Below are 20,222 nucleotides of genomic sequence, written 5' to 3'. Positions count from 1 at the left end.
TCATTTTTAAACCGCTTACACAAATCTGGGAAAGTCTTTTTTCCGGAAAGAAAAGAGGAGAGAGTATGGATGTATTGAGCTTGGCAAGATTTCAGTACGCGGCAACAACTATTTTCCACTTTTTTTTCGTACCCTTATCGATTGGCCTCGTACTCATCGTATCAATCATGGAAACGCTGTATGTAGTTAAAAAGAATGAGATCTACAAAGAGATGACTCAGTTCTGGGGCAAGCTGTTTCTTATCAACTTCGCCATCGGTGTCGTAACCGGTATTTTGCAGGAATTTCAGTTCGGCATGAACTGGTCGGAGTACTCACGGTTCATGGGTGACGTGTTTGGCGCTCCGCTGGCCATTGAGGCGCTTCTCGCCTTCTTCATGGAGTCGACGTTCATCGGTGTCTGGCTCTTTGGATGGGACCGGCTGTCCAAGGGGGCGCACCTTGCCTGTATCTGGCTCGTCACTGCGGGAACCTCGCTTTCGGCTCTCTGGATTTTGACAGCAAATTCCTTCATGCAGCATCCGGTCGGATTCGCCGTTCAGAATGGCAGAGCAGTGATGAATAACTTTTTTGCACTGATTGCCAATCCGCAGCTTTGGGTAGAATTCCCGCATACAGTTTTCGGCTCATTCGCGACGGGTGCGTTTGTTGTGGCCGGTATCAGCGCTATTGCTCTTCTGAAAAAGCAAAATGTTGATTTTTATAAAAGATCGTTCAAAATAGGCATCATTGTCGGTCTTGTTTCCGGAATCGCGCTCGCCTTCTTCGGCCATTTCCAGGCACAGTACCTTGTGCAGACGCAGCCGATGAAAATGGCCGCCAGTGAAGGACTCTGGAAAGACAGCGGCAGTCCGGCGGCATGGACGGTCGTCGCCTCGATCGATACACAGAAACACCAAAATTCGGGAGAAGTTCAAATTCCTTACCTGCTTGACTATCTGTCTTATGGAAAATTCAGCGGCAATGTTCAGGGGATGGATACCCTTCAGAAACAATATGTCGCAAAATACGGTCCAGGTAATTACATCCCGCCGGTCAAGACAACATTCTGGAGTTTCCGTGTCATGACGCTGATGGGCGGACTGCTCTGTATTTTGGGAATCATTGGCGCTATTCTTATGTGGCGGGACAAATTGCTGAAAAATAAATGGTTCCTGCGCATCATGGTGGCATCTATTGCCGTTCCATACATCGGCGGCACGACCGGGTGGCTGATGACCGAAATAGGACGCCAGCCGTGGACCGTTTTCGGTTATATGCAGACTGCGGCCAGTGTTTCACCGAACGTATCGGCAGGGGAACTACTCTTTTCAATTATCGCTTTTCTGACGATGTATACCGTTCTTGGAGCAGTTATGATCTATCTTTTTGCGCGGGTCATCAAACAAGGGCCGGCAATGGGCATTAAGGATACGATTCAGTCAAACGATCCGTTCGATGGGGAGGGATATCATCGTGTTGCTGAGTGAATTGTGGTTTCTACTGATAGCTGTGTTGTTTATCGGGTTCTTCTTCTTGGAAGGGTATGATTTTGGTGTAGGCATGGCCACCCGGTTCGTCGCCCGCGGCGAAACGGAGAGACGCGTGATGATCAATACAATCGGGCCTTTCTGGGACGCGAATGAAGTTTGGTTGATAACGGCAGGCGGAGCGATGTTTGCCGCGTTTCCAAACTGGTATGCCACCCTGTTCAGCGGTTTCTATATCCCGCTTGTCGTCATGCTGCTGCTCTTAATTGCCCGCGGGACGGCATTTGAATTCAGGGCCAAGGTCGGCCATGTGAAATGGGTGGAGACTTGGGACTGGGCGATTTTCATCCCCAGCCTGCTTGTTCCCTTTCTCTGGGGCGTTGTTTTTTCTTCTCTTGTTTACGGACTCCCTATTGACAAGAACATGAACATGCACGGCGTGTTTACAAGTTTCGTCAATCCTTACACGGTGCTTGGAGGGATAACGGTCACGCTGCTGTGCCTCTATCACGGCCTCGTCTACCTTTGCCTGAGAATAACCGACGATCTGCAGCAGCGCGCTCGTGCACTCGCGGCCAAGGTTTTCTGGCTGCTCGCTGCCGCATTGCTCGCTTTTGTCGCAGTGACCTTCTTTGTCACCGATATCTTTACTATACGGGGCGCGTGGCTTTATCCGATTTATTTACTGGCCGTCTTGTCCCTCGTGCTCTCGCAGATTTTTCTGGCTAAAAAGCGTGACGGATGGGCGTTCGGCATGAATGCGGGGCTGATCGCACTGACCATCGCGTCCCTGTTTGTCGGACTGTTCCCGAGGGTCATGATCAGCAATATTAAATCGGCTTATGATCTGACCGTGTACAACGCGTCTTCAGGGTCCTATTCGCTGAGTGTGATGACGATTGTTGCCGTGACCCTGCTGCCGTTCGTTCTTGGCTATTCCATCTGGAGCTACTACGTTTTTAGAAAAAGAGTGACGAAGAAGGAAAAGCTGGAATACTGAGCCTTCATGAGATTTAAGAGAGGATGTGAACGCTTGGCCCTCCTGACAAAGGTCGCGAGTTTTTGCCAAGCCTGTCTATGGATCGCGAAATATTCACATACAAAGGTGCCAGGCGTCTTTTTGCTTTAACAGCTTTGCTCACCGTCGGACAGGGAATCTGTATCATTTTTCAGGCGATTTTTCTCGCCGGTCTTGTTTCCGGCTTGTTTGCGGGCCAATCTGTATCAGCGATCGGCAGCAGGGCCCTTCTTTTTTTTGCCGCGCTTGTCTGCCGATACTTCTTTGTTTTTTTAATCAAACACTTTTCTTATCGTTTTGCCGAACGCACCAGTTCGGACATGAGAAAAAAATTTCTGGCCAAGCTATTTGAGCTTGGCCATGGATTTATCAGGGGGCAGGGAACGGGCACACTTGTTACGCTGACGCTGGAGGGGACAGCCCAGATCAGGCAGTATCTGGAACTCTTTATTCCGAAGATGGCGGCAAACGGCATTCTTCCGCTGATGATTCTTGCCTATGTTTTTGTGGAGGATCGGCTGTCGGCACTGATTCTCTTGATCACAATGCCCGTGCTGATCATTTTTATGATTCTGCTTGGCCTCGCGGCACAAAAAAAGATGAATGACCGCTGGGCCTCATATCGCGTGCTATCGAATCACTTCATTGATTCACTGCGCGGGCTCGCAACATTGCGTTATCTCGGACTCAGCAAACTCCATCAGAAATCGATTGAGCGGGTGAGCGACAAATACCGAGTGATGACGATGGGAACGCTCCGTCTGGCGTTTCTCTCCTCATTTGCGCTCGATTTCTTTACCATGCTGTCGATCGCTTTTGTTGCGGTGTCGCTTGGCCTCAGACTGGTAGACGGGCATATCCTTCTTGGACCGGCCCTGACCGTTCTGATTCTTGCTCCGGAATATTTTCTGCCTGTAAGGGAGCTGGGACAGGATTATCACGCGACCCTGGACGGCCGGGAGGCAGCGCACAAGCTGAACGCTTTAGCCTCACGGGAAGAGAATGATCATACGCAAGGTGACTTAATCCCCGGTACATGGTCGGATCATTCGGTGCTGGCTTTTGAGGAAAGCTCAGTTGATTACCGTGACGGGAAACAGAAAAAAGCGCTGGACTCTATAAATTTCAGCGCATGCGGTTTTGAAAAAATCGGTATCATCGGGGCGAGCGGAGCAGGAAAGTCAACGCTGATCGATTTAATAGGCGGGTTTTTGGGAGCGGCGTCAGGTTCGATTAAGATTAATGGCCGTAAAGCCGATCTCACGGACGCGAAATGGCGCAGGCTGATCACTTATATTCCGCAGCATCCCTATCTTTTCAGTGCTTCGCTTAAGGAGAACATTGCCTTTTACGCGCCTGAAGCCACTGAACAGCAGATTACCGGGGCGGTCCGCTCTGCCGGTCTGGAAACGCTGGTGAGTCAGTTTCCGAAAGGGCTGAACGAGAAAATTGGTGCCGGGGGAAGGCAGCTGAGCGGTGGACAGGAGCAGCGGGTCGCTCTGGCAAGAGCGTTTCTTTGCGACCGGCCGATTTTGCTGCTGGACGAACCGACGGCACATCTGGACATTGAAACCGAGTATGAGCTGAAGGAAGCAATGATACGTTTGTTCCAAGGAAAGCTTGTCTTTCTGGCTACACACCGTCTGCATTGGATGGATCAGATGGACCGGATTGCCGTTTTTAAAGAGGGGAGACTTGCGGAGATCGGAACGCAAAGCGAACTTCTTCAGAAGGACGGGTCATACCGTAGCCTTGTCCGATCGCAATTGGAGGGAATCCAATGAAAACATGGTTTGTCCCGTACATGAAAAAACATTGGCGCGGATTATTACTTGCCGCCTGTTTCAGTGTTGCTGCGCTGCTTTGTGCAGCGGGGCTGCTCTTTACATCCGGTTATCTGATTTCAAGGGCCGCCCAAAGGCCGGAAAATATCCTTATGATTTACGTCCCGATTGTCGGCGTAAGAACCTTTGGCATATTCAGGGCCGTTTTTCAGTACGCCGGAAGGCTGTTCGGCCACGATACGATTCTCAGAATTTTATCGGAGATGAGGACACGGCTGTATAAAACGCTTGAACCGGCGGCCTTTTTTGTCCGTTCGAAATACAGGACCGGTGATGTTCTCGGCATTCTTTCCGACGATATTGAACATTTGCAGGATATTTACCTGAGAACTGTCATTCCTGCGGTATCGGCCCTGATGATTTATGCTTTCTGGATCGGTCTTCTTGGTTATGCAGATGGCTCTTTTGCATTTTTGACCGCTTTATACCTCCTTATTCTGCTAATTATATTTCCGGCTGCGTCCCTTCTATGGACAGGACGGAGCCATGAGCGCCTTTCGCGGAGCAGGCATGATCTTTATGAAAAACTGACGGATGCGGTTCTCGGTGCCGGGGACTGGGTGATGTCGGGCCGCCAGCGGTCGTTTCTCAGTAGTCACGAGGCCCTTGAAAGCCAGGTCGTGGATGAGGAACGGCGTCTCAAAGCCATGAGAAGATGGCGTGATTTTATCAGCCAGATAGTCATCGGCCTATGCGTGATTTCAATGGTCTATTGGACTGGAAACATGGTTTCGGACCATCATATGGACCGGACGCTGATCGCCGCTTTTGTGCTGGCTGTTTTCACCATTGCGGAATCACTGGTTCCCGTGTCGGAAGCAGTGGAAAGATATCCTCAGTACAAAGACGCATTCAGAAGACTCCGTAACCTTGAGACTAATCGGTTCACCAATTTACAGGAAGCGTCGGAGGAGATTTGGGAAAACACGTCGGAGCACATGGATATCCGCGCAGACCATCTCTTCTATCGGTACACAGAAGATGACCGTTGGGCGGTTAACGACATATCGCTGGATATTGCCCAGGGGCAGCGGATTGCCCTGATCGGGAGAAGCGGTGCGGGCAAATCAACTCTGATTCATCTCATCTATGGCGCTCTTGTACCGGACCGGGGCCGTGTCACGCTTAACGGGACACCGGCTCACCGGATCGGGAGCCTGATGTCGAAACAGATATCCGTATTGAACCAAAATCCGCATCTCTTCGATACATCGGTGATCAACAATCTTGCGCTCGGCAGCGAGAAGGCAACAAAAGAGGAGATCATGCATGCCGCCGGACTGGTCGGACTGCATGACTTGATCACCGGTCTTCCGAACGGCTACGAAACGCAAATGCACGAAACCGGCGATATTTTCTCAGGCGGTGAACAGGAACGGCTTGCACTTGCCCGGATTCTTCTGCGGAAAACTCCGGTGGTGATCCTTGATGAACCGACAGTCGGACTTGACCCGATTACGGAAAAGGAGCTTCTGTCGACCATTTTCAGGACGCTGGAAGGAAAAACGCTGATCTGGATTACTCACCATCTGGTCGGGACGGAAAAAATGGATCAGGTTATCTTTATGGAAGACGGGAAGATTGTTATGGCAGGGAAACACGACTCCCTCCTGAAAACGAACAGCCGGTACCGCCGCCTTTATCAGCTGGATGTTCCTGAGCACTTGAAAAAGGTACTGTCCGGACCGGCCGGATAAAATCAATAGAGTCAAAAGGAGGGGCTGCTCAGCTCCTCCTTTTCCTTACAAATGATTAAATTTTTTCCTGTCCGGGGAAATTCCTTTTAACGAGAGATCCTTACTACCATTTCCCGGCCTTTTCGTTAATAAAGCCCGATTGATTTCCGTACGGGTCAAAAACCTTAAATGATTAGGACTGGTTCTGCTCACGCAGAGCTTTCAGTTTCTTAACGATGATTTTTTTATCTGATGAGCGTCCATTTCTGCGACCTTGAACGTGACATTATCGTATTGAAGTGTTGATCCGACCTTGATATTCGGGTCTTCGGCAAGCATCCAGCCGCCGATCGTATCCAGCCCTTCTTCCTCGATGTCGATTTGAAACTGCCTGTTAACATGAGAAATCAGCAGTTTTCCATCAACAAGAGCCTGGTCCGCGTCGATGCGCTTAATCATCGGTTCCTCACCCTCGTCAAACTCATCGCGAATTTCCCCGACAATCTCCTCCAGAATATCTTCAACCGTTACCAGTCCGGAAGTTCCTCCGTATTCGTCGGTCAGAATGGCCATGTGAATGCTTTCCTTCTGCATTTTCTCCAGCAAAGTCCGGATTGGCGTCGTTTCGAGAACGGACAGGATCGGACGAATATAAGTCATCAAGCGAATGGATTTCCTTAGTTAAAATATCCGTGAAAATATCTTTGATATTGATCATGCCGATCACGTGATCTTTGTCCTCTTCCACCACGGGAAAGCGTGTGAACTTCTCATTGTGAAGAATCTCGAGGTTTTCTTCGAACGGGTCCTCTTTGTAGACACAGACGATTTCAGTTCTCGGAACCATGACTTCTCTGGCTGTCCGCTCGTCAAAATCGAAGATACGGTCCATGTAGCGTAATTCACCCTGACTGATTTGACCGCTTTTATAGCTGTCGGAAAGCGTGAGTCTAAGCTCGCCTTCAGTCAGCGCCCGATCATGCCCGGTATCCGGCCGGATACCGAAAAGACGGATGACGCCTGAAGAAAGAGCATTGAGAAGCCATACGAACGGGAAGAGGATTCTGTGAAACCAGATGAGCGGAAAAGCAATCGAAAGAACAATCTGTTCCGCTTTCTGAATGGCAATACCCTTCGGAGCAAGTTCCCCGAGAACGACACTCAGAAGCGTTACGACAAAAAAACCGGAAAGCATTGAAAACGTTACGGTCAGAGTTCCGTTCAGGCCAAACCATGCGTAAATCGGGTGAAACAGGTGCGAAACAGCTGGTTCGCCGATCCATCCTAAAATAAGCGCTGTCACTGTAATACCGAGCTGAGTCGTCGACAGGTAAGCGTTCAGGTCGTCAACGATTTTCTTTGCGGTCCGAGCACGCCTGTTTCCTTGTTTGATCAACTCATCGAGCCGGGTTGAGCGAATTTTCACAATCGCGAATTCGGCAGCGACAAAAAAAGCGGTCAGGAAGATTAAAAGGATGACGATCAGTATCGCCAAGGTATCGTCCAAATGATTCCCGCGCACTGCAATCAATGCACGGGTGTCACCTCCACACGTATATGATAGTTTTATTATACATAAACATGGGCCTGTTTTGAACTGAAAGCGTAAACGAGGCATCGGCGGAAGTCCGTCACATCAGGAACTGTCACGAAATTCCATGCCGGGCGTAAAGGGTAAGCAAAAGATGGAGGTCTTCCGGGGTTTTGCCTGAAAGACTATGATAATGAAAAAATGCTCGGTCGGAACAATACCGCCGGGCATTTTTCTTTTTTTAATCGTCAGTCGTTTAACAAACGAAAGTAGCGCCAACAATGATTAAGAGAATAAACAGGACAACAATCAACGCAAACCCGTGGCCGCAGCCGTAGCCTCCGACAGGATAATGAGGGTAGCAGCCGCAACCGTAGCCATAACCGCCGTAAGCCATATTAGACGGGTATCCGCCCATACCGTAATAGCCCATTCAAGTCACTCCTTTACCACGAGATATGATATTCTATGTAGTCCCGCGGCATTTGGCGATGAATAAATAGCCCGGTTGCAGGAGATGTGCGATCGCCCATGTTCCGTACATCGGCTCAAACGATTTAATTCCTTTGCTAAAGAATGAATCTTAAGGAAATGAATAAGATGCAAAGGAATATCTATCTTAAAAGGGCAACATAAGACAACCGTTGTAGATTGAGGAAAGGATGGTTAAAATGTATCCCTATTATCCATTGTTTGGGAAAAAGATGGTTACAAAAGAGCAGATTCTGACGTTCCCGCCGCAGCATCAGGATCGCCAGCCCGGGTTCGAATATGTGATGAACCCACTGCCGATTTCGGAAAGTCCGGACTATAAAGGAAGCGGAAAACTCACCGGGAAAGTCGCCATAATATCGGGAGGGGACAGTGGAATCGGTCGTGCGGTTGCCCTGGCTTTTGCCAAGGAAGGCGCACGACTGTCCATTGTTTACTTGGACGAAGACCAGGATGCCGATTGGACGAAGCGGCGTATTGAAGCGCTAGGAAGCGAGTGCCTCCTTATTCGCGCGGACTTAAGAAATTCGCAGTCTTCCAAACTGGCGGTCGCCCGGACGATCAATAAATTCGGGAGACTGGATATTATTGTAAACAATTGTGGCGTGCAGTTTGTCAAAAAGAGCCTGCTTGAAATCAGTGACGAACAGCTTTTGACCACGTTTCAGACAAACATTTTTTCCTTCTTTTACTTAACAAGAGAAGCCCTCACTCATCTGAAACCGGGGAGCTCGATTATCAATACGGCCTCAGTCACTGCGTACCGCGGTTCAAAAAACCTGATTGACTATTCGGCGACGAAAGGGGCGATCGTCTCATTCACCCGCGCTCTGTCGCTAAATGTGATCGAGCAGGGTATCCGGGTAAATGCCGTTGCACCGGGCCCGATCTGGACACCTCTGATTCCGGCGACTTTTGCACCCGAGAACGTGGAAACTTTCGGAACCGAGGTGCCGATGAAACGGGCAGGGCAGCCGTTTGAACTGGCTCCCGCCTTTGTTTATCTTGCTTCCGACGATTCAGGCTATGTTTCCGGGCAGGTGCTTCACGTCGGGGGAGGAGAAATGGTTGAATCATGATAAACGCATGAACAAGCGGGTCTAACGGGACCGGTTTGTTCATTTTATTCAAACGCCTTGACAATGATTCAAACTTCGATCACTCTAACTAGAGAACGTTTTATTTGGGGGATTAAAATGGGGAAAATGGATGAACCAATTATCGTAGTCAAAAGAGATATTCTTTTCGGCACCGGGACAGGACATGATCTGACGTTTCAGGGAATGGAGACAAAACCGGAAAAAATTGAAATTATTGAGAAGAGAATGGCCGAGAGCTACAAAATCATGCGCCGCGGCGATGCGGAAGAAGATCCGGAATATAAGCAGCCGATACCCTATGCCGTTCTGCGCAAAGGAACTCAGTTTTTTACATACAAGCGGCTTGGCGGAGGCGGTGAATCGCGTCTCCACGGCAAGATTTCCCTTGGAGTGGGGGGCCACATGAATCAGGTCGGTGGGGCGTCTCATTTCAAAAAAGTTTTTTTGGATAATCTGACAAGGGAACTGAATGAGGAACTGGAGATCCGGGACACCGGAAAACTGGAATTCCGGACGATTGGTCTGATTAATGACGATGCCGCTGAAGTCGGCCGCGTACATGTCGGCATTTTGGTTGTCATCGACCTGCCCGTATCGGCGAAGATTGCCGTTCATGAAAAAGAAAAACTGGAAGGCAAGTGGATGAACATGGATGAGCTTGCCGATCCCGGGATTTATGAACGGCTGGAAAGCTGGTCGGCGTTTGCCCTTGATGCACTTAAAGGGCAATCTTTACTAAAAGACAGACACAGTTGATGAAAAAATGAACAGAAGCAGGCAGATGCCTGCTTCTGTTCATTTTTGGGGGAAAGCCGTGATCCTGCTCAGCCGTCGATCTTTTCAACCGAGCACTCAGTCAGCAGCTTTTTGTAATCATTCAAATGAATATGCGCGGTGTCAAAGGTCATCGCATTAGCGGCTGAAAGAGCGATTGAGTGAAGCAGCATCGTTTCGGGCGGATGTTTCTCGATGAGCGATACGGTAAGAGATGCGACCATCGAATCCCCGCAGCCCAATGTGCTCTTGACCGGAACATCCGGAACTTTTCCGCGCCAGACCCCTTTGCTGCAAATCAGAATCGCTCCGTCCCCTCCTAGAGAAACGAGTACATAATGAATGCCGTCATTGACGACTTTCCGGGCAAACGCGATAATTTCGTCATCACCCGCCTGTTCCCTTCCCATCAGCCCGAGCATCTCAATTCTGTTTGGCTTGATGAGATCGGGCTTTTCTTCAACCGCGCTCTTCAGCCAGACTCCGGAGGTATCCACGATCACAAATCCACCGGGCAGCTTTGCCGAACGTATGAGTTCGCGAAAATAATCTTCGCTTATCCCCCCGGGAACGCTGCCGCAAATCGTGACGGCGGCACTGTTTTCCGCCAGATGTTTAAATTTCTCAATTAAAGAGGCACGTTCCTCTTCACTGACGGATGGACCTTTCTCAAGCAATTCCGTCCGCCTTCCGTTTTTCTCGAAAAGCTGAATGTTGGTCCGGGTGGATTCGCGGATGGGGACGAAGCAGTTTTCGATTTTTTCTTCTTCGAAGCTGCGAACAAACAGATCGGCGACATCACCGCCAAGGAATCCAGTCGCACTGACAGCACAGCCCAGATCCCGAAGCACTTTTGCAACGTCGATGCCTTTTCCGGCCGCAGAAAGTGACAATACGCGTGTCCGGTTCGTTTCCCCGACCTTGATTTCATCGGTTTCAAGAAGCTTGTCAAGTGATGGGTTCAGTGTTAAAGTCGTTATCATTTTATCTCCAATCCCGTTGAAATGTTCAAAAGCCGTTAAAAAATTTTACCTGCTGTTTATTAGTTTCCTTCCGCTTCATTTTTCCCCCACGTGTTCCTGTTCATTGACGATTTTGGAAATTTTACTGAACAAGTTCCGAGAAACGGCTGCTTTTCTATGTCTTGAAAACGCCGGCATTCATTTTCGGTCATGACTCGCTTGTTCCGGAGAGAAACCGGTCAGCTGTATGGCTGAACCGCGGCCAAAATTTTTATAAGAAAAAATGAACGGCCGGGACGCTGAAGCTGGATCATATCCATGTATTTTACCGAATGCGCTGATTGTCAGAACTTATGATTAGGTGTCTGAAAAGGGTGAAAAATTCCATATGAAAACTTTCCCATTATTATAGTAAGGGACGTCCGAAATAAGGTATACTACTATTGCCGGCCGAGTTACGCCAGGGATGCAAAACCTCTGCGGTTTTTCCCTCGCGCTGAACCGGATTTGACATTTTCTTTCAGATCTTTGAGCAGCCGGCAAAAGAGGATAACTGTTTCAAAGGACATAGTCAGGGGTGTGAAGGGACATGCAAAGAGTACGAAAAGCGATAATCCCGGCCGCAGGGCTTGGAACCCGGTTCCTGCCGGCAACGAAAGCGATGCCTAAAGAAATGCTGCCGATCGTTGATAAACCGACGATTCAGTACATTGTCGAAGAAGCGGTTCATTCGGGCATCGAAGACATCATTATTGTTACAGGCAAAGGAAAACGTGCGATTGAAGACCACTTCGATAACGCATTCGAGCTTGAAGAAAATCTGATCAGCAAACAAAAATATAATCTGCTTGAGAAAGTTCGCCAGCCGGCTAAAGTCGACATTTATTATATCCGGCAGAAGGAACCGCGCGGATTGGGCCATGCGATCTGGTGTGCAAGAAAGTTTATCGGAAATGAACCGTTTGCCGTGTTGCTTGGCGACGACATTATCCAGAACGATCCTCCGTGCCTGAAACAGATGACGGATCAGTTTGATCAAGTCCAGTCAAGTATTGTTGCGGTGAAAAAAGTCCCGAAAAATGAGACCAATCGCTACGGTATCATCGATCCGGCTGCGCAGAAGGGCAGATTGTATGATATCCGCGGATTCGTTGAGAAGCCGGCTGTCGAAGAAGCTCCTTCCGACGTGGCAATCATTGGCCGCTACATACTGACGCCGGCCATCTTCGGTTTTCTCGATAAACAGCAAATTGGGTCGGGCGGAGAAATCCAGCTGACTGATGCGATTGCCAAGCTGAACGAAATTGAAAAAGTATACGGATACGCTTATGAAGGCAAACGTTATGACGTCGGTGAAACACTGGGATTTATTGAGTCCAACATTGAAATGGCGCTCTCGCGTGAAGATCTTCGGGACAATATGCTCCGCTACTTGGATGGTCTTCACAAAAGACTGATTAATGAGCAGTTGTGAGCGCTGTTCTAAAATAAAAGAAATGACAACGAAGGCTGGTGGCAACATCGGCCTTGTTCAATATATAATACAGCCGGTTGACTGCAGAACGGCTTCAGCGCGTTAAGGACACGATAAATCTTAAGAGAGTGTGTGTACGATCAATGTTCCTCAAAAACAGCGGAAAGTCTTTTCATGGAAGCATTAATGAATTAGAGACACAGGGGGGTATAATCGGCTTTTTATTTTTGTACGCTTTTTTTATCATGCTTTTTTTTACACAATCCTCCCCCTTATTTGCTCTCAATAATTGGGATGACGCGAATGCTTTTTTTACGGTGGGAAAGGGAATGGCCTACGGGCTTGTACCGTATAAAGATCTTTTCGAACAAAAGGGGCCGCTACTCTACACAATATACGAACTGGCTTATTTGATGTCGCATACTAGTTTTTTCGGCGTCTATCTGCTTGAGAGCCTGGCCATGTTTTTCAACATTCTGCTCGCGTTCAAGACTGCCTGTCTCTACTTAAACAGGATGCCATCGGCGCTCATCTCATTGCTATTTCCATTACTGATCCTCAATCGGTCGGCATTTTACTATGGGGGCAGCGCCGAAGAGTTTGCGATCCCGTTAGTCTTGTTCTTTTTATACTTGATGCTGAAACATTTCAAATTGTGTCACGGAAAACCATTCAGCAAAGTTTTTTATTTAGTCAGCGGACTGACCCTTGGCTGTGTCCTTTGGATTAAGTTCACGCTGCTTGGCGGGTGGATGGGTTTCTACCTGATTGTTCTGCTTGTCTATTCGGGAAAAAGAAAATGGCGAGAACTGGTGCACGCCGCGCTGTATACTTTTGTGGGGCTCGCCCTGGCCAGCTTGCCTTGGTTTGTTTATTTCGGAGTCAATCACGGAATTCAGGCGCTGTTCGGCGTTTATTTTAAATTTAATATGTCCGCCTATTCGTCGCAGCTGAGCGTTCCGGCTAAACTAATTAATTGCGCACTGGCTGTCGGAACAGCGCTCGGTCACAATTTAGTCAGCGAAGTCATGATTTTGACAGGAATGACTTTTTTCTTGTTCACCTGGAGATACTTTCGGTCTATGGAGGAAAAATGGACCTTTTTTTGCTTTGCTGCCGGTTTGATTCTCGGCGTTTATGTAGGCGGAAGACAATATGTCTATTATTTTCTGATCATCACGCCGCTCGCGCTGTTCGGTCTTATTGCGATCGGAGGATTGTTGCAGGATTCAGGGCGCACTTGGGCCAATAATATAATCAGGGAAAATAAATGGCTGACGCCCATCATTTTCGCTGTCACGGCTTTTTTCATATGTTTTGGTTACAACACAAATATTCAGGCATCGAAGTTTTTTGTCAGGAAACCCTCAGTCCAGAAGAACTTTGCGGCAATTATTAACCGGGAACGGCATCCCACACTGCTGAACTACGGTTTTTTGGACGGAGGGTTCTATCTTGCTTCCAACATCGTTCCGAGCACGCGTTACTTTGAGAAACAGAATATTGAGTATAAAATCTATCCTGAAAATATGGATGAGCAAAACCGTTATATCCGAGAGGGAAAAACGCAATTCGTCGTTGTCAGAGCGCAGGAAAGCGCCAAGGCGGGTCGATTGAAAATCCCCGGTATTTACAAAGTGTATCATGTGGCTGCAGAGCAGCTTCAAAAGATGAGCGGCAGGACTTACCGCTATATTTTATTCAAAAAGAATTGACACGCGAACGGATGGCAGGTAGTATCTTGGAAGTACCATTTGGACAATCTGAAAATTTTTTTAATGGATCATTATATTTTTTCTTGTTATGACGAAACAATGGTTATAATTAAAGTAGGAGTGTTTAATCGTGAGAAAAGAATTACCGCTGTTGTCCATTGTCGTTCCATGCTGCAATGAAGAGGCAGTTCTTGATGAAACAACAAAAGAGCTTACGGAAATCATGAGCAATCTGGTCACGGAAGAAAGAATTAGGCCGGACAGCGTCATTCTCTTTGTTGACGATGGAAGCAAAGACAGGACATGGGCAATTATCGAACAAAAGACCAAAATAAACCCTTTTGTGCAGGGCCTGAAACTCAGCAGAAACTTCGGCCACCAAGGTGCGCTTGTTGCCGGAATCGAAACGGCGGGCAAATTTTCCGACTGCGTCATTTCCATTGATGCCGATCTTCAGGATGACGTCCACGCGATTTATGAATTCATAGATAAGTATCACGAAGGCTGCGACATTGTCTATGGTGTCCGGGACAAACGCGAAACGGATACTTTCTTTAAGCGAAACACGGCGCTTGCTTTTTACGGACTGATGAATAAAATGGGCGTTAAACTTGTTCCCAATCATGCAGACTACAGGCTGATGAGCAAGAGGGCGATTCTCGAGTTTGAGAAATACAAGGAAGAAAATATTTTTCTTCGCGGCATCATTCCCCTCTTAGGGTTTAAAACGGCCAGGGTTTATTATAATCGCAAAGAGCGGTTTGCCGGCGAATCGAAATATCCTTTAAAAAAAATGATCGCTTTTGCAATCGACGGCGTGACTTCATTCAGTATTGTTCCGATAAAAATGGTGACCTGGCTTGGTTTTTTCTTAGTGATGATCGGTGCCGGCATCGCCGTCTACTCAATTGCCGTCTGGCTGCTCGACCATACGATCAGCGGCTGGACATCTCTGATTTTGTCCATTTGGATCGTTGGAGGCATGCAGCTTATTGCGATCGGCGTCATCGGCGAGTATATCGGGAAAATATTTAAGGAGACGAAGAGACGTCCGAGATATTCGGTGGAAATCAGCACCATGGACGAATTGAAAATAAAGGAAACGGTCGGCCATGAATGAAACTCAATCACGATCACCGGAGGAACGCGCAGGACTTCAGGCCCAGCTGCGTTGGGTCAAACAGGCCGCCGTGTTCGGAACTGTAGGCGTATTGAATACCGCGGTTGATTTTATCGTTTTTGTACTGCTGACGCACTTTCTATTTGTGTTTTACGTGTTTGCGCAGATACTTTCTTACGGAGCAGGCATGCTGAATAGTTATTTTCTGAACTCCAGATTCACCTTTTCGGGTTCAGTCAGGACCAAATCGCGTTTCATCAGATTCACGATCCTTAATCTGGCGGTCCTGCTGATGACACTTTTTGTGATGCACGGCCTGCTTTTCCTGCCTCTCTATGTCAATAAACTGGTCAGTACACTGGTCGGACTGGTGTTCAACTTTATTCTTAGCAAGTTCTGGGTGTTTAAGGCATAAAAAGAGACGCCCCTGCCTTTGTTCTGATGGCAGGGGGTGTCTCTCTTTTTAGTTTTTTCGGCTGTTCTCCGTTTGATCCTGTCCGGTGACAATCTTATCAAGTTCCTGAATCAGTTTTCGGTAATAGTCGGGTTCATAATGATTGGTTGACTGTCCGTAGGGGTGGTCGAACCTGCCGATATACCCGTAATGATTCAGATCGATTGTGTGAATGTGCGGCAGACGGTGCAGAAGGTAGGACTCCATAAACTGAAAGTACATATTACTTCTTTTCACAAGATCCAGCTGATCGTCAAAATATTTAATTTGATGATTCTTATCGAAGTAACGATTGATCATTCGCGCCTTCTGCAGAACGATCCGCTCCTGAGGAAAGAACTGAACGATTTTGTCGGCAAAAGCGTCGGCTGCCGGGCACCAGTAGTTTAAAAATTCCTTTTCATCATCATGAGAAATGAAACGGGCTTTTCCGGCCAGCGACTGCAGAAACGCGCGGTTTCTTAAGTAAAAGCTGCCTGTGATCATGTGCTGATCGTCATAAACGACCAGATCGCGGACGGCATCCGGATAGAGATCAAAAAGAAAATAATCAGCCTTTGTTTCGGACAGCCTGTCAAAAAAGAGCTTTTCAAAATCACAGGCCAGATAATCTTTTTCTATAGGTTTTTTGTCATCGAAAAAGTTTTCCGGGAAAGAAACAGGCCGGCTCATCAGACTGGGGATGCTTGAGTGAAACTGTGTAAACGTGATCGTATACTTTTCCTTGTAACCGGGATTAAAGTAGGGACTCGAATTAAAAGCCCCGCGTGTATAACACGTTCCTAGAATAGCCAGATTCACCGGACCCTTGTGATGAAAGGTTGTTGAGACGCGATCCGCAATGATCACGTCCATTCCACGCTGCCGTGTCAGTTTGACGGCGGCAGCGAGCTCTTGGGTCAGGTCCAGTTTGCGCGTTCTGATAACAGGCTCGCCATCGATGAACAATGGCATCCATGTTTGAACCCGCGTCATAAGATCTTCAATCCGGATCATGACCATAAACCGGTCGTCTTTTTCGATCTTATAGAGAGCATTCAGGTGTCCGGCCGGAAAAGTGAGGCGGGTCGCCGTCATTCCTTCTTCGACGGAACCTTCCAAGGAGAAACCGCTGAAACGTTCGGTCCATTTTTCAGTGCTGATCTCCAGCCTCGCTCCGATGATCTTTTCATGTTGCAGTCTTTTGCATAGAACGTTTAACTGCCCGTCATCGTCGAATGTCAGGTTTTTTAATTCAAAATAGCGGGGAATTCTTTTCACCCACAGGCCGATACAGCCTTTTTTATTGATATAAAATTTCGCCTGATAGAAAACATTCCGATCGATAACCGAATAATCGTCGTCAAACGTTGCCTTGTTTCTAAGCGGAAGATAGAGCGAACAATCATTCGAATCGTTTTCTAGCTTGACAAATAAATCCCATACTTCTTCATGGGCAATTGAGGAATCAGGGAAAACGGACTGTTTATGTATGCTTACGGCCCAGTGATGATCAGAATGAAAAACAAGCGGTAAGGTTGTCTCATATTTGTACTGGATCGAATTTTTATTGTCTCTTCTTCTGATGGCAAGATAAGCGTGCTGAAATGATCTTCTGTTTATCCCGGCCAGTTCTCCGCTCAGCTGATAGATGCCTGAATTCCCTGCCATCGTGTGTAGACTCGCCCCATTAGCTCCGTTTTTTCTAACGGAGATCGAGAGATTCAGACTCGCGTTTTTGTAAAAGACGATCGACAGACAACCGGTTGACGCCGGATATTTGTCTTCACCCTTTTGGGAAAAAACGATGTTCTGTTTCTCACCTTCGCCGACGAAATAACAATCCCATAGATCCGTGCTGCTTTCCAGATCGGAAAGCAGCGAAAGATCAAAATCAGCTCTGAAAACACCGTGCTTCATCTTGCAAGGGATGCGCAAGTCTCGCGGAATAAATAAATCATTTCCCTTGATGCGCTCTTCAAGCAGCAGGGAACCCGCAACCGTGTTTTTATCGCATCTGCCTTCAAGCAGAACGGTTTGATTTTTGGAAGAAATTTTTAATCGGGAAAGGAACGCAGTCAAAAGTCCATCACTCTTTTCGCGAAATTGTTGACTATTGTTGATTGTACCTCTTTCATTTTACTACAAGCAGACAAGCGCCCAAAATAATCAGAAAAACGCCGAACATTTTTCTCTTGCTGATTTTTTCAGACAGAAAGAAGTAAGAAAAGACAAGCGTCCAGATATAAGTGACGGCGGTCAGCGGGTAAACAATCGTGTAAGGAAGCAGTTTCAATAGCCAAATATTGAGCATAGCGCCGGCAACATAAAACGCGCCGCCGATCCCGAGATTGACGGCAAAGTAAAGTGAAAGACTGAGCCCGCGCGATGTGCAGCGCTTGAAGAAAAAGCCTCCCAACGAACCAAGGAGGGTCATGGAAATCAACAAAAAGGCTTCTGTCATTTGTCGCCGCCCCCGATCAGGGAAGCACCGGCAAAAATAATCATAATGCCTGAAATCTGCACAATCGACAGCTTCTCCCCGAGAAAAAAGCTGCCGAGAATGATTGAAAAGATGTAACCGACACTAAGCAAAGGATGAAGCAACGAAAGATCGCCGAATCGAAAAGCAACAATCATCAGAACAGCCCCGCAAAAATAAAAGAAGAACCCAACAATGAGATAGGCATCAGGAAAATGCTGCGATAGTTTCCAAAGCATCTGCCCGACGGCTGTCGACAACGCCGCCGTGATAATGAGCATGATACCTGTGCGGTTTCTTGAAAGGGAATCCAGCATCTCTCTAAGCATGTTTTTCACTCTTTCCGCCGATCAGGGGGATCAGTAAGAAAAACGGCAGGATAATCAGGTAGTTGCTGAACAGATAGCGCGGGTCCTGTGCGGGAATGGCCGCAAAAATGGTTCCCAGGTTGAGTACGGCTGGCAAAGCCGCGAGAGCCAGTTTCCACTGACCTTTCAATACGATGACGAACAATAATAATAGAGTCAGGTAGAGGTAGAGAGCTGGAAGCACGAGCACCCTTGCCATTCCATTAAGAAAGAAGGAATTGTACCGCTCAATGATTGAGGCCAGCCCTGTATTTGCGTACTGCGTGCCGTACTCGGAATAATAGAATGTCTTGTAATGAATATGATATTGTTTTACCGTTTTTGCAGACAGGAAATAAACCGGGCGGAAGCTCTTGAACGCTTTGTATCGGAAAATCGGACGCATCTGGTTTTGCGGAATATTAAGCTTGTAAACAAGCTGTTCCATATTAAAAAAAGCCTTTGTAGCCGCAGCGGGGTTTTGACGGACGATTGCGAACCAGTTCACTGCGAATCCGGATAGATTTTGTCTAATGTAACTTTTATTGAATTCTGGAGAAAACTTAACTGGATCAACCTGCGTCGGATCATATGTTTTTTCCCAGCGGTTCAATGGAAAAATATGGCTGAAATAGTGTTTCTGCGCCGCGGTCATCTTTCCGTTGTCTTTAATAATACCGCCGATCTGCTGAACGGGTATGGCAAGAGATTCAAGTTTGTCCGCGGGAAACACCTTGAAATAGCTGAAAACGGGACCCGTCACGATCAGGAAAGTAACGGCCGCCGCCATAAAAACGGCGTACATCCGCAGATAATTTTTCCGGAAAAAAAACGGAAAGATGACAAATAGAGCCAGAAGTACCGGCCAGCCATTGTGGCGGAAAAAAATCATGCCCGCTATCGCAAGATAAAGAATGAAAAGATGAACATAAGATTTGAGCCACTTTCCTTCAGAGCGGATGATCTGTATCAGCGCGGTCGTCAGCAGAAGAAGAAAATAACAGAACAGCGTATCTTTCCATATGATCACCGAATAGAGCGCGTTAAGCGGGAAAAAAACAAGAAAAAGCCATCCGGCGGTAATCAGCCATCTGTTGACGCCCATTTTTCTAAATGCATAAATGACGTACCCGGTGATCAAGCCGGCGGTTATAAGCTGCAGAATGACAAAGGCCGCAGGATTATCCCATATTTTGGTTGTGAGGAGGATGATCCAGGTCATCATCACGGGGTGCCAGTCGTTGAAAAACGTGGAATGTGCCTGCTGCCACTGATTGATTGAATCCGTCATCAGAATGCCGGGAAAGAAAGCCCAGAGATAGAGCAGAGACAGCGCAACCGGCAGGCCGGAATAGAGAAGCACAGACCACCTCGAAGGTGCGGAGGCTTTATCAGGCCGAGGAAGCATCATGGTCAGCCGTACGATCGCAAGAAGCAGGAATAAAAGAAACAGGAAAGCTGCGCCGTAAACAGCGGCCGTTACAAGGAGACCATAATCTGATAAATAGAAATGGGGCACTTTCAATGCCGCAGTCAGAGCGCCGGCAAGCAGAAGGAGGAATAGAAAAGAATACCCCTTCATCTTCTTGCTCAACAGCCTGTAGGGTTTAAAAAAAACGTTACTGACCACACCGAAGCTGAGAAAACTCCCGATTACGGCAGACAAAATCACAAAGGATGGAGAGATCTGCCCTGCCGGATGCGAAAGGAACGAAAATCCCGTTCCGATAATCACGCCGGCAATCAGACTGGCAGCGAATTGGAGCAGCGTTTGCTTATTCATCG

18 protein-coding genes are annotated in these 20,222 nt (G+C 47.7%); 10 read left to right on the top strand and 8 right to left on the bottom strand.

What is annotated here, in order from left to right; all coding sequences use genetic code 11:
* Positions 1 to 65: 65 nt before the first annotated feature.
* The 4 genes from IEX81_RS03580 (at position 66) to cydC (ending at position 6,028) form a co-directional block, all read left to right on the top strand.
* Complete coding sequence (locus IEX81_RS03580) at positions 66 to 1,469, top strand: cytochrome ubiquinol oxidase subunit I (protein ID WP_188801684.1); 1,404 nt, start codon at positions 66 to 68, stop codon at positions 1,467 to 1,469.
* On the top strand, positions 1,453 to 2,469 hold the full coding sequence (gene cydB / locus IEX81_RS03575; RefSeq protein ID WP_188801793.1) for a cytochrome d ubiquinol oxidase subunit II: 1,017 nt from the start codon (positions 1,453 to 1,455) through the stop codon (positions 2,467 to 2,469). The genes IEX81_RS03580 and cydB overlap by 17 nt, the downstream gene beginning before the upstream one ends.
* A gap of 77 nt (positions 2,470 to 2,546) precedes the next feature.
* Positions 2,547 to 4,271 carry a thiol reductant ABC exporter subunit CydD gene (cydD, locus tag IEX81_RS03570; protein WP_188801792.1) on the top strand — a complete coding sequence of 575 codons (1,725 nt, stop codon included), beginning with the start codon at positions 2,547 to 2,549 and terminating at the stop codon, positions 4,269 to 4,271.
* Positions 4,268 to 6,028: a thiol reductant ABC exporter subunit CydC gene (gene cydC, locus IEX81_RS03565; RefSeq protein WP_188801683.1), complete on the top strand. Its 1,761-nt coding sequence runs from the start codon at positions 4,268 to 4,270 to the stop codon at positions 6,026 to 6,028. Before cydD ends, cydC begins: the two co-directional genes overlap by 4 nt.
* A 201-nt stretch (positions 6,029 to 6,229) precedes the next feature.
* On the opposite strand, the gene IEX81_RS16560 is transcribed toward cydC, so the two are convergent.
* The 3 genes from IEX81_RS16560 to IEX81_RS03555 form a co-directional block, all read right to left on the bottom strand.
* Positions 6,230 to 6,601, bottom strand: coding sequence for a transporter associated domain-containing protein (locus IEX81_RS16560; RefSeq protein WP_229727450.1), 372 nt, complete (start codon positions 6,599 to 6,601; stop codon positions 6,230 to 6,232).
* Positions 6,528 to 7,529, bottom strand: coding sequence for a hemolysin family protein (locus tag IEX81_RS03560; protein ID WP_229727464.1), 1,002 nt, complete (start codon positions 7,527 to 7,529; stop codon positions 6,528 to 6,530). Before IEX81_RS03560 ends, IEX81_RS16560 begins: the two co-directional genes overlap by 74 nt.
* Before the next feature lie 265 nt (positions 7,530 to 7,794).
* Positions 7,795 to 7,971 carry a YjcZ family sporulation protein gene (locus tag IEX81_RS03555; RefSeq protein ID WP_188801682.1) on the bottom strand — a complete coding sequence of 59 codons (177 nt, stop codon included), beginning with the start codon at positions 7,969 to 7,971 and terminating at the stop codon, positions 7,795 to 7,797.
* A gap of 238 nt (positions 7,972 to 8,209) precedes the next feature.
* On the opposite strand from IEX81_RS03555, the gene IEX81_RS03550 reads away from it, so the two are divergent.
* Positions 8,210 to 9,109: an SDR family oxidoreductase gene (locus IEX81_RS03550; protein ID WP_188801791.1), complete on the top strand. Its 900-nt coding sequence runs from the start codon at positions 8,210 to 8,212 to the stop codon at positions 9,107 to 9,109.
* A 117-nt stretch (positions 9,110 to 9,226) separates the two neighbouring features.
* Positions 9,227 to 9,886, top strand: a complete 660-nt coding sequence (locus tag IEX81_RS03545; RefSeq protein ID WP_188801681.1) for a hypothetical protein — start codon at positions 9,227 to 9,229, stop codon at positions 9,884 to 9,886.
* A 68-nt stretch (positions 9,887 to 9,954) separates the two neighbouring features.
* Here the strand turns inward: IEX81_RS03545 and pfkB are convergent, their stop codons facing one another.
* A complete protein-coding gene (gene pfkB, locus IEX81_RS03540) occupies positions 9,955 to 10,887 on the bottom strand; it encodes a 1-phosphofructokinase (RefSeq protein ID WP_188801680.1) in 933 nt (310 codons plus the stop codon).
* 568 nt (positions 10,888 to 11,455) lie between these two features.
* On the opposite strand from pfkB, the gene galU reads away from it, so the two are divergent.
* From galU to IEX81_RS03520, 4 genes are all read left to right on the top strand, one after another.
* Positions 11,456 to 12,340 (top strand): UTP--glucose-1-phosphate uridylyltransferase GalU, encoded by an 885-nt coding sequence (gene galU, locus IEX81_RS03535; protein ID WP_188801679.1) that lies wholly within the window; start codon positions 11,456 to 11,458, stop codon positions 12,338 to 12,340.
* 329 nt (positions 12,341 to 12,669) lie between these two features.
* Positions 12,670 to 14,055 (top strand): glycosyltransferase family protein, encoded by a 1,386-nt coding sequence (locus IEX81_RS03530; protein WP_229727449.1) that lies wholly within the window; start codon positions 12,670 to 12,672, stop codon positions 14,053 to 14,055.
* A 130-nt stretch (positions 14,056 to 14,185) separates the two neighbouring features.
* Entirely contained in the window at positions 14,186 to 15,175 is a 990-nt protein-coding gene (locus IEX81_RS03525) for a glycosyltransferase family 2 protein (protein ID WP_188801677.1), read from the top strand.
* Positions 15,168 to 15,590 carry a GtrA family protein gene (locus IEX81_RS03520; protein WP_188801676.1) on the top strand — a complete coding sequence of 141 codons (423 nt, stop codon included), beginning with the start codon at positions 15,168 to 15,170 and terminating at the stop codon, positions 15,588 to 15,590. The genes IEX81_RS03525 and IEX81_RS03520 overlap by 8 nt, the downstream gene beginning before the upstream one ends.
* 48 nt (positions 15,591 to 15,638) lie before the next feature.
* Here IEX81_RS03520 and IEX81_RS03515 read toward each other — a convergent pair whose 3' ends face one another.
* The 4 genes from IEX81_RS03515 to IEX81_RS03500 are packed head-to-tail and all read right to left on the bottom strand — an operon-like array spanning position 15,639 to position 20,220.
* Entirely contained in the window at positions 15,639 to 17,690 is a 2,052-nt protein-coding gene (locus IEX81_RS03515; protein WP_188801675.1) for a DUF6270 domain-containing protein, read from the bottom strand.
* 52 nt (positions 17,691 to 17,742) lie between these two features.
* A complete protein-coding gene (locus IEX81_RS03510) occupies positions 17,743 to 18,072 on the bottom strand; it encodes an EamA family transporter (protein WP_188801674.1) in 330 nt (109 codons plus the stop codon).
* The gene (locus tag IEX81_RS03505) at positions 18,069 to 18,419 is read right to left on the bottom strand and encodes an EamA family transporter (RefSeq protein ID WP_188801673.1); all 351 of its coding nucleotides are present in this window, start codon (positions 18,417 to 18,419) and stop codon (positions 18,069 to 18,071) included. The genes IEX81_RS03510 and IEX81_RS03505 overlap by 4 nt, the downstream gene beginning before the upstream one ends.
* On the bottom strand, positions 18,412 to 20,220 hold the full coding sequence (locus tag IEX81_RS03500; RefSeq protein WP_188801672.1) for a DUF6020 family protein: 1,809 nt from the start codon (positions 20,218 to 20,220) through the stop codon (positions 18,412 to 18,414). Before IEX81_RS03500 ends, IEX81_RS03505 begins: the two co-directional genes overlap by 8 nt.
* Between the last annotated feature and the right edge of the window lie 2 nt (positions 20,221 to 20,222).

This window comes from Sporolactobacillus putidus (genome assembly GCF_014647035.1).
In the GTDB taxonomy this organism is placed as follows: Bacteria; Bacillota; Bacilli; order Bacillales; family Sporolactobacillaceae; genus Sporolactobacillus; species Sporolactobacillus putidus.
This window is presented reverse-complemented; position numbering and strand designations above follow the sequence as displayed.

Excerpts from the sequence above, each read along its gene's own strand:
- IEX81_RS03580 (WP_188801684.1), top strand. The coding sequence starts at position 66 with ATGGATGTATTGAGCTTGGCAAGATTTCAGTACGCGGCAACAACTATT.
- cydD (WP_188801792.1), top strand. The coding sequence starts at position 2,547 with ATGGATCGCGAAATATTCACATACAAAGGTGCCAGGCGTCTTTTTGCT.
- cydC (WP_188801683.1), top strand. The coding sequence starts at position 4,268 with ATGAAAACATGGTTTGTCCCGTACATGAAAAAACATTGGCGCGGATTA.
- IEX81_RS16560 (WP_229727450.1), bottom strand. The coding sequence starts at position 6,601 with ATGCAGAAGGAAAGCATTCACATGGCCATTCTGACCGACGAATACGGA.
- IEX81_RS03555 (WP_188801682.1), bottom strand. The coding sequence starts at position 7,971 with ATGGGCTATTACGGTATGGGCGGATACCCGTCTAATATGGCTTACGGC.
- IEX81_RS03550 (WP_188801791.1), top strand. The coding sequence starts at position 8,210 with ATGTATCCCTATTATCCATTGTTTGGGAAAAAGATGGTTACAAAAGAG.
- IEX81_RS03545 (WP_188801681.1), top strand. The coding sequence starts at position 9,227 with ATGGGGAAAATGGATGAACCAATTATCGTAGTCAAAAGAGATATTCTT.
- pfkB (WP_188801680.1), bottom strand. The coding sequence starts at position 10,887 with ATGATAACGACTTTAACACTGAACCCATCACTTGACAAGCTTCTTGAA.
- galU (WP_188801679.1), top strand. The coding sequence starts at position 11,456 with ATGCAAAGAGTACGAAAAGCGATAATCCCGGCCGCAGGGCTTGGAACC.
- IEX81_RS03530 (WP_229727449.1), top strand. The coding sequence starts at position 12,670 with ATGGCCTACGGGCTTGTACCGTATAAAGATCTTTTCGAACAAAAGGGG.
- IEX81_RS03520 (WP_188801676.1), top strand. The coding sequence starts at position 15,168 with ATGAATGAAACTCAATCACGATCACCGGAGGAACGCGCAGGACTTCAG.
- IEX81_RS03510 (WP_188801674.1), bottom strand. The coding sequence starts at position 18,072 with ATGACAGAAGCCTTTTTGTTGATTTCCATGACCCTCCTTGGTTCGTTG.
- IEX81_RS03505 (WP_188801673.1), bottom strand. The coding sequence starts at position 18,419 with ATGCTTAGAGAGATGCTGGATTCCCTTTCAAGAAACCGCACAGGTATC.
- IEX81_RS03500 (WP_188801672.1), bottom strand. The coding sequence starts at position 20,220 with ATGAATAAGCAAACGCTGCTCCAATTCGCTGCCAGTCTGATTGCCGGC.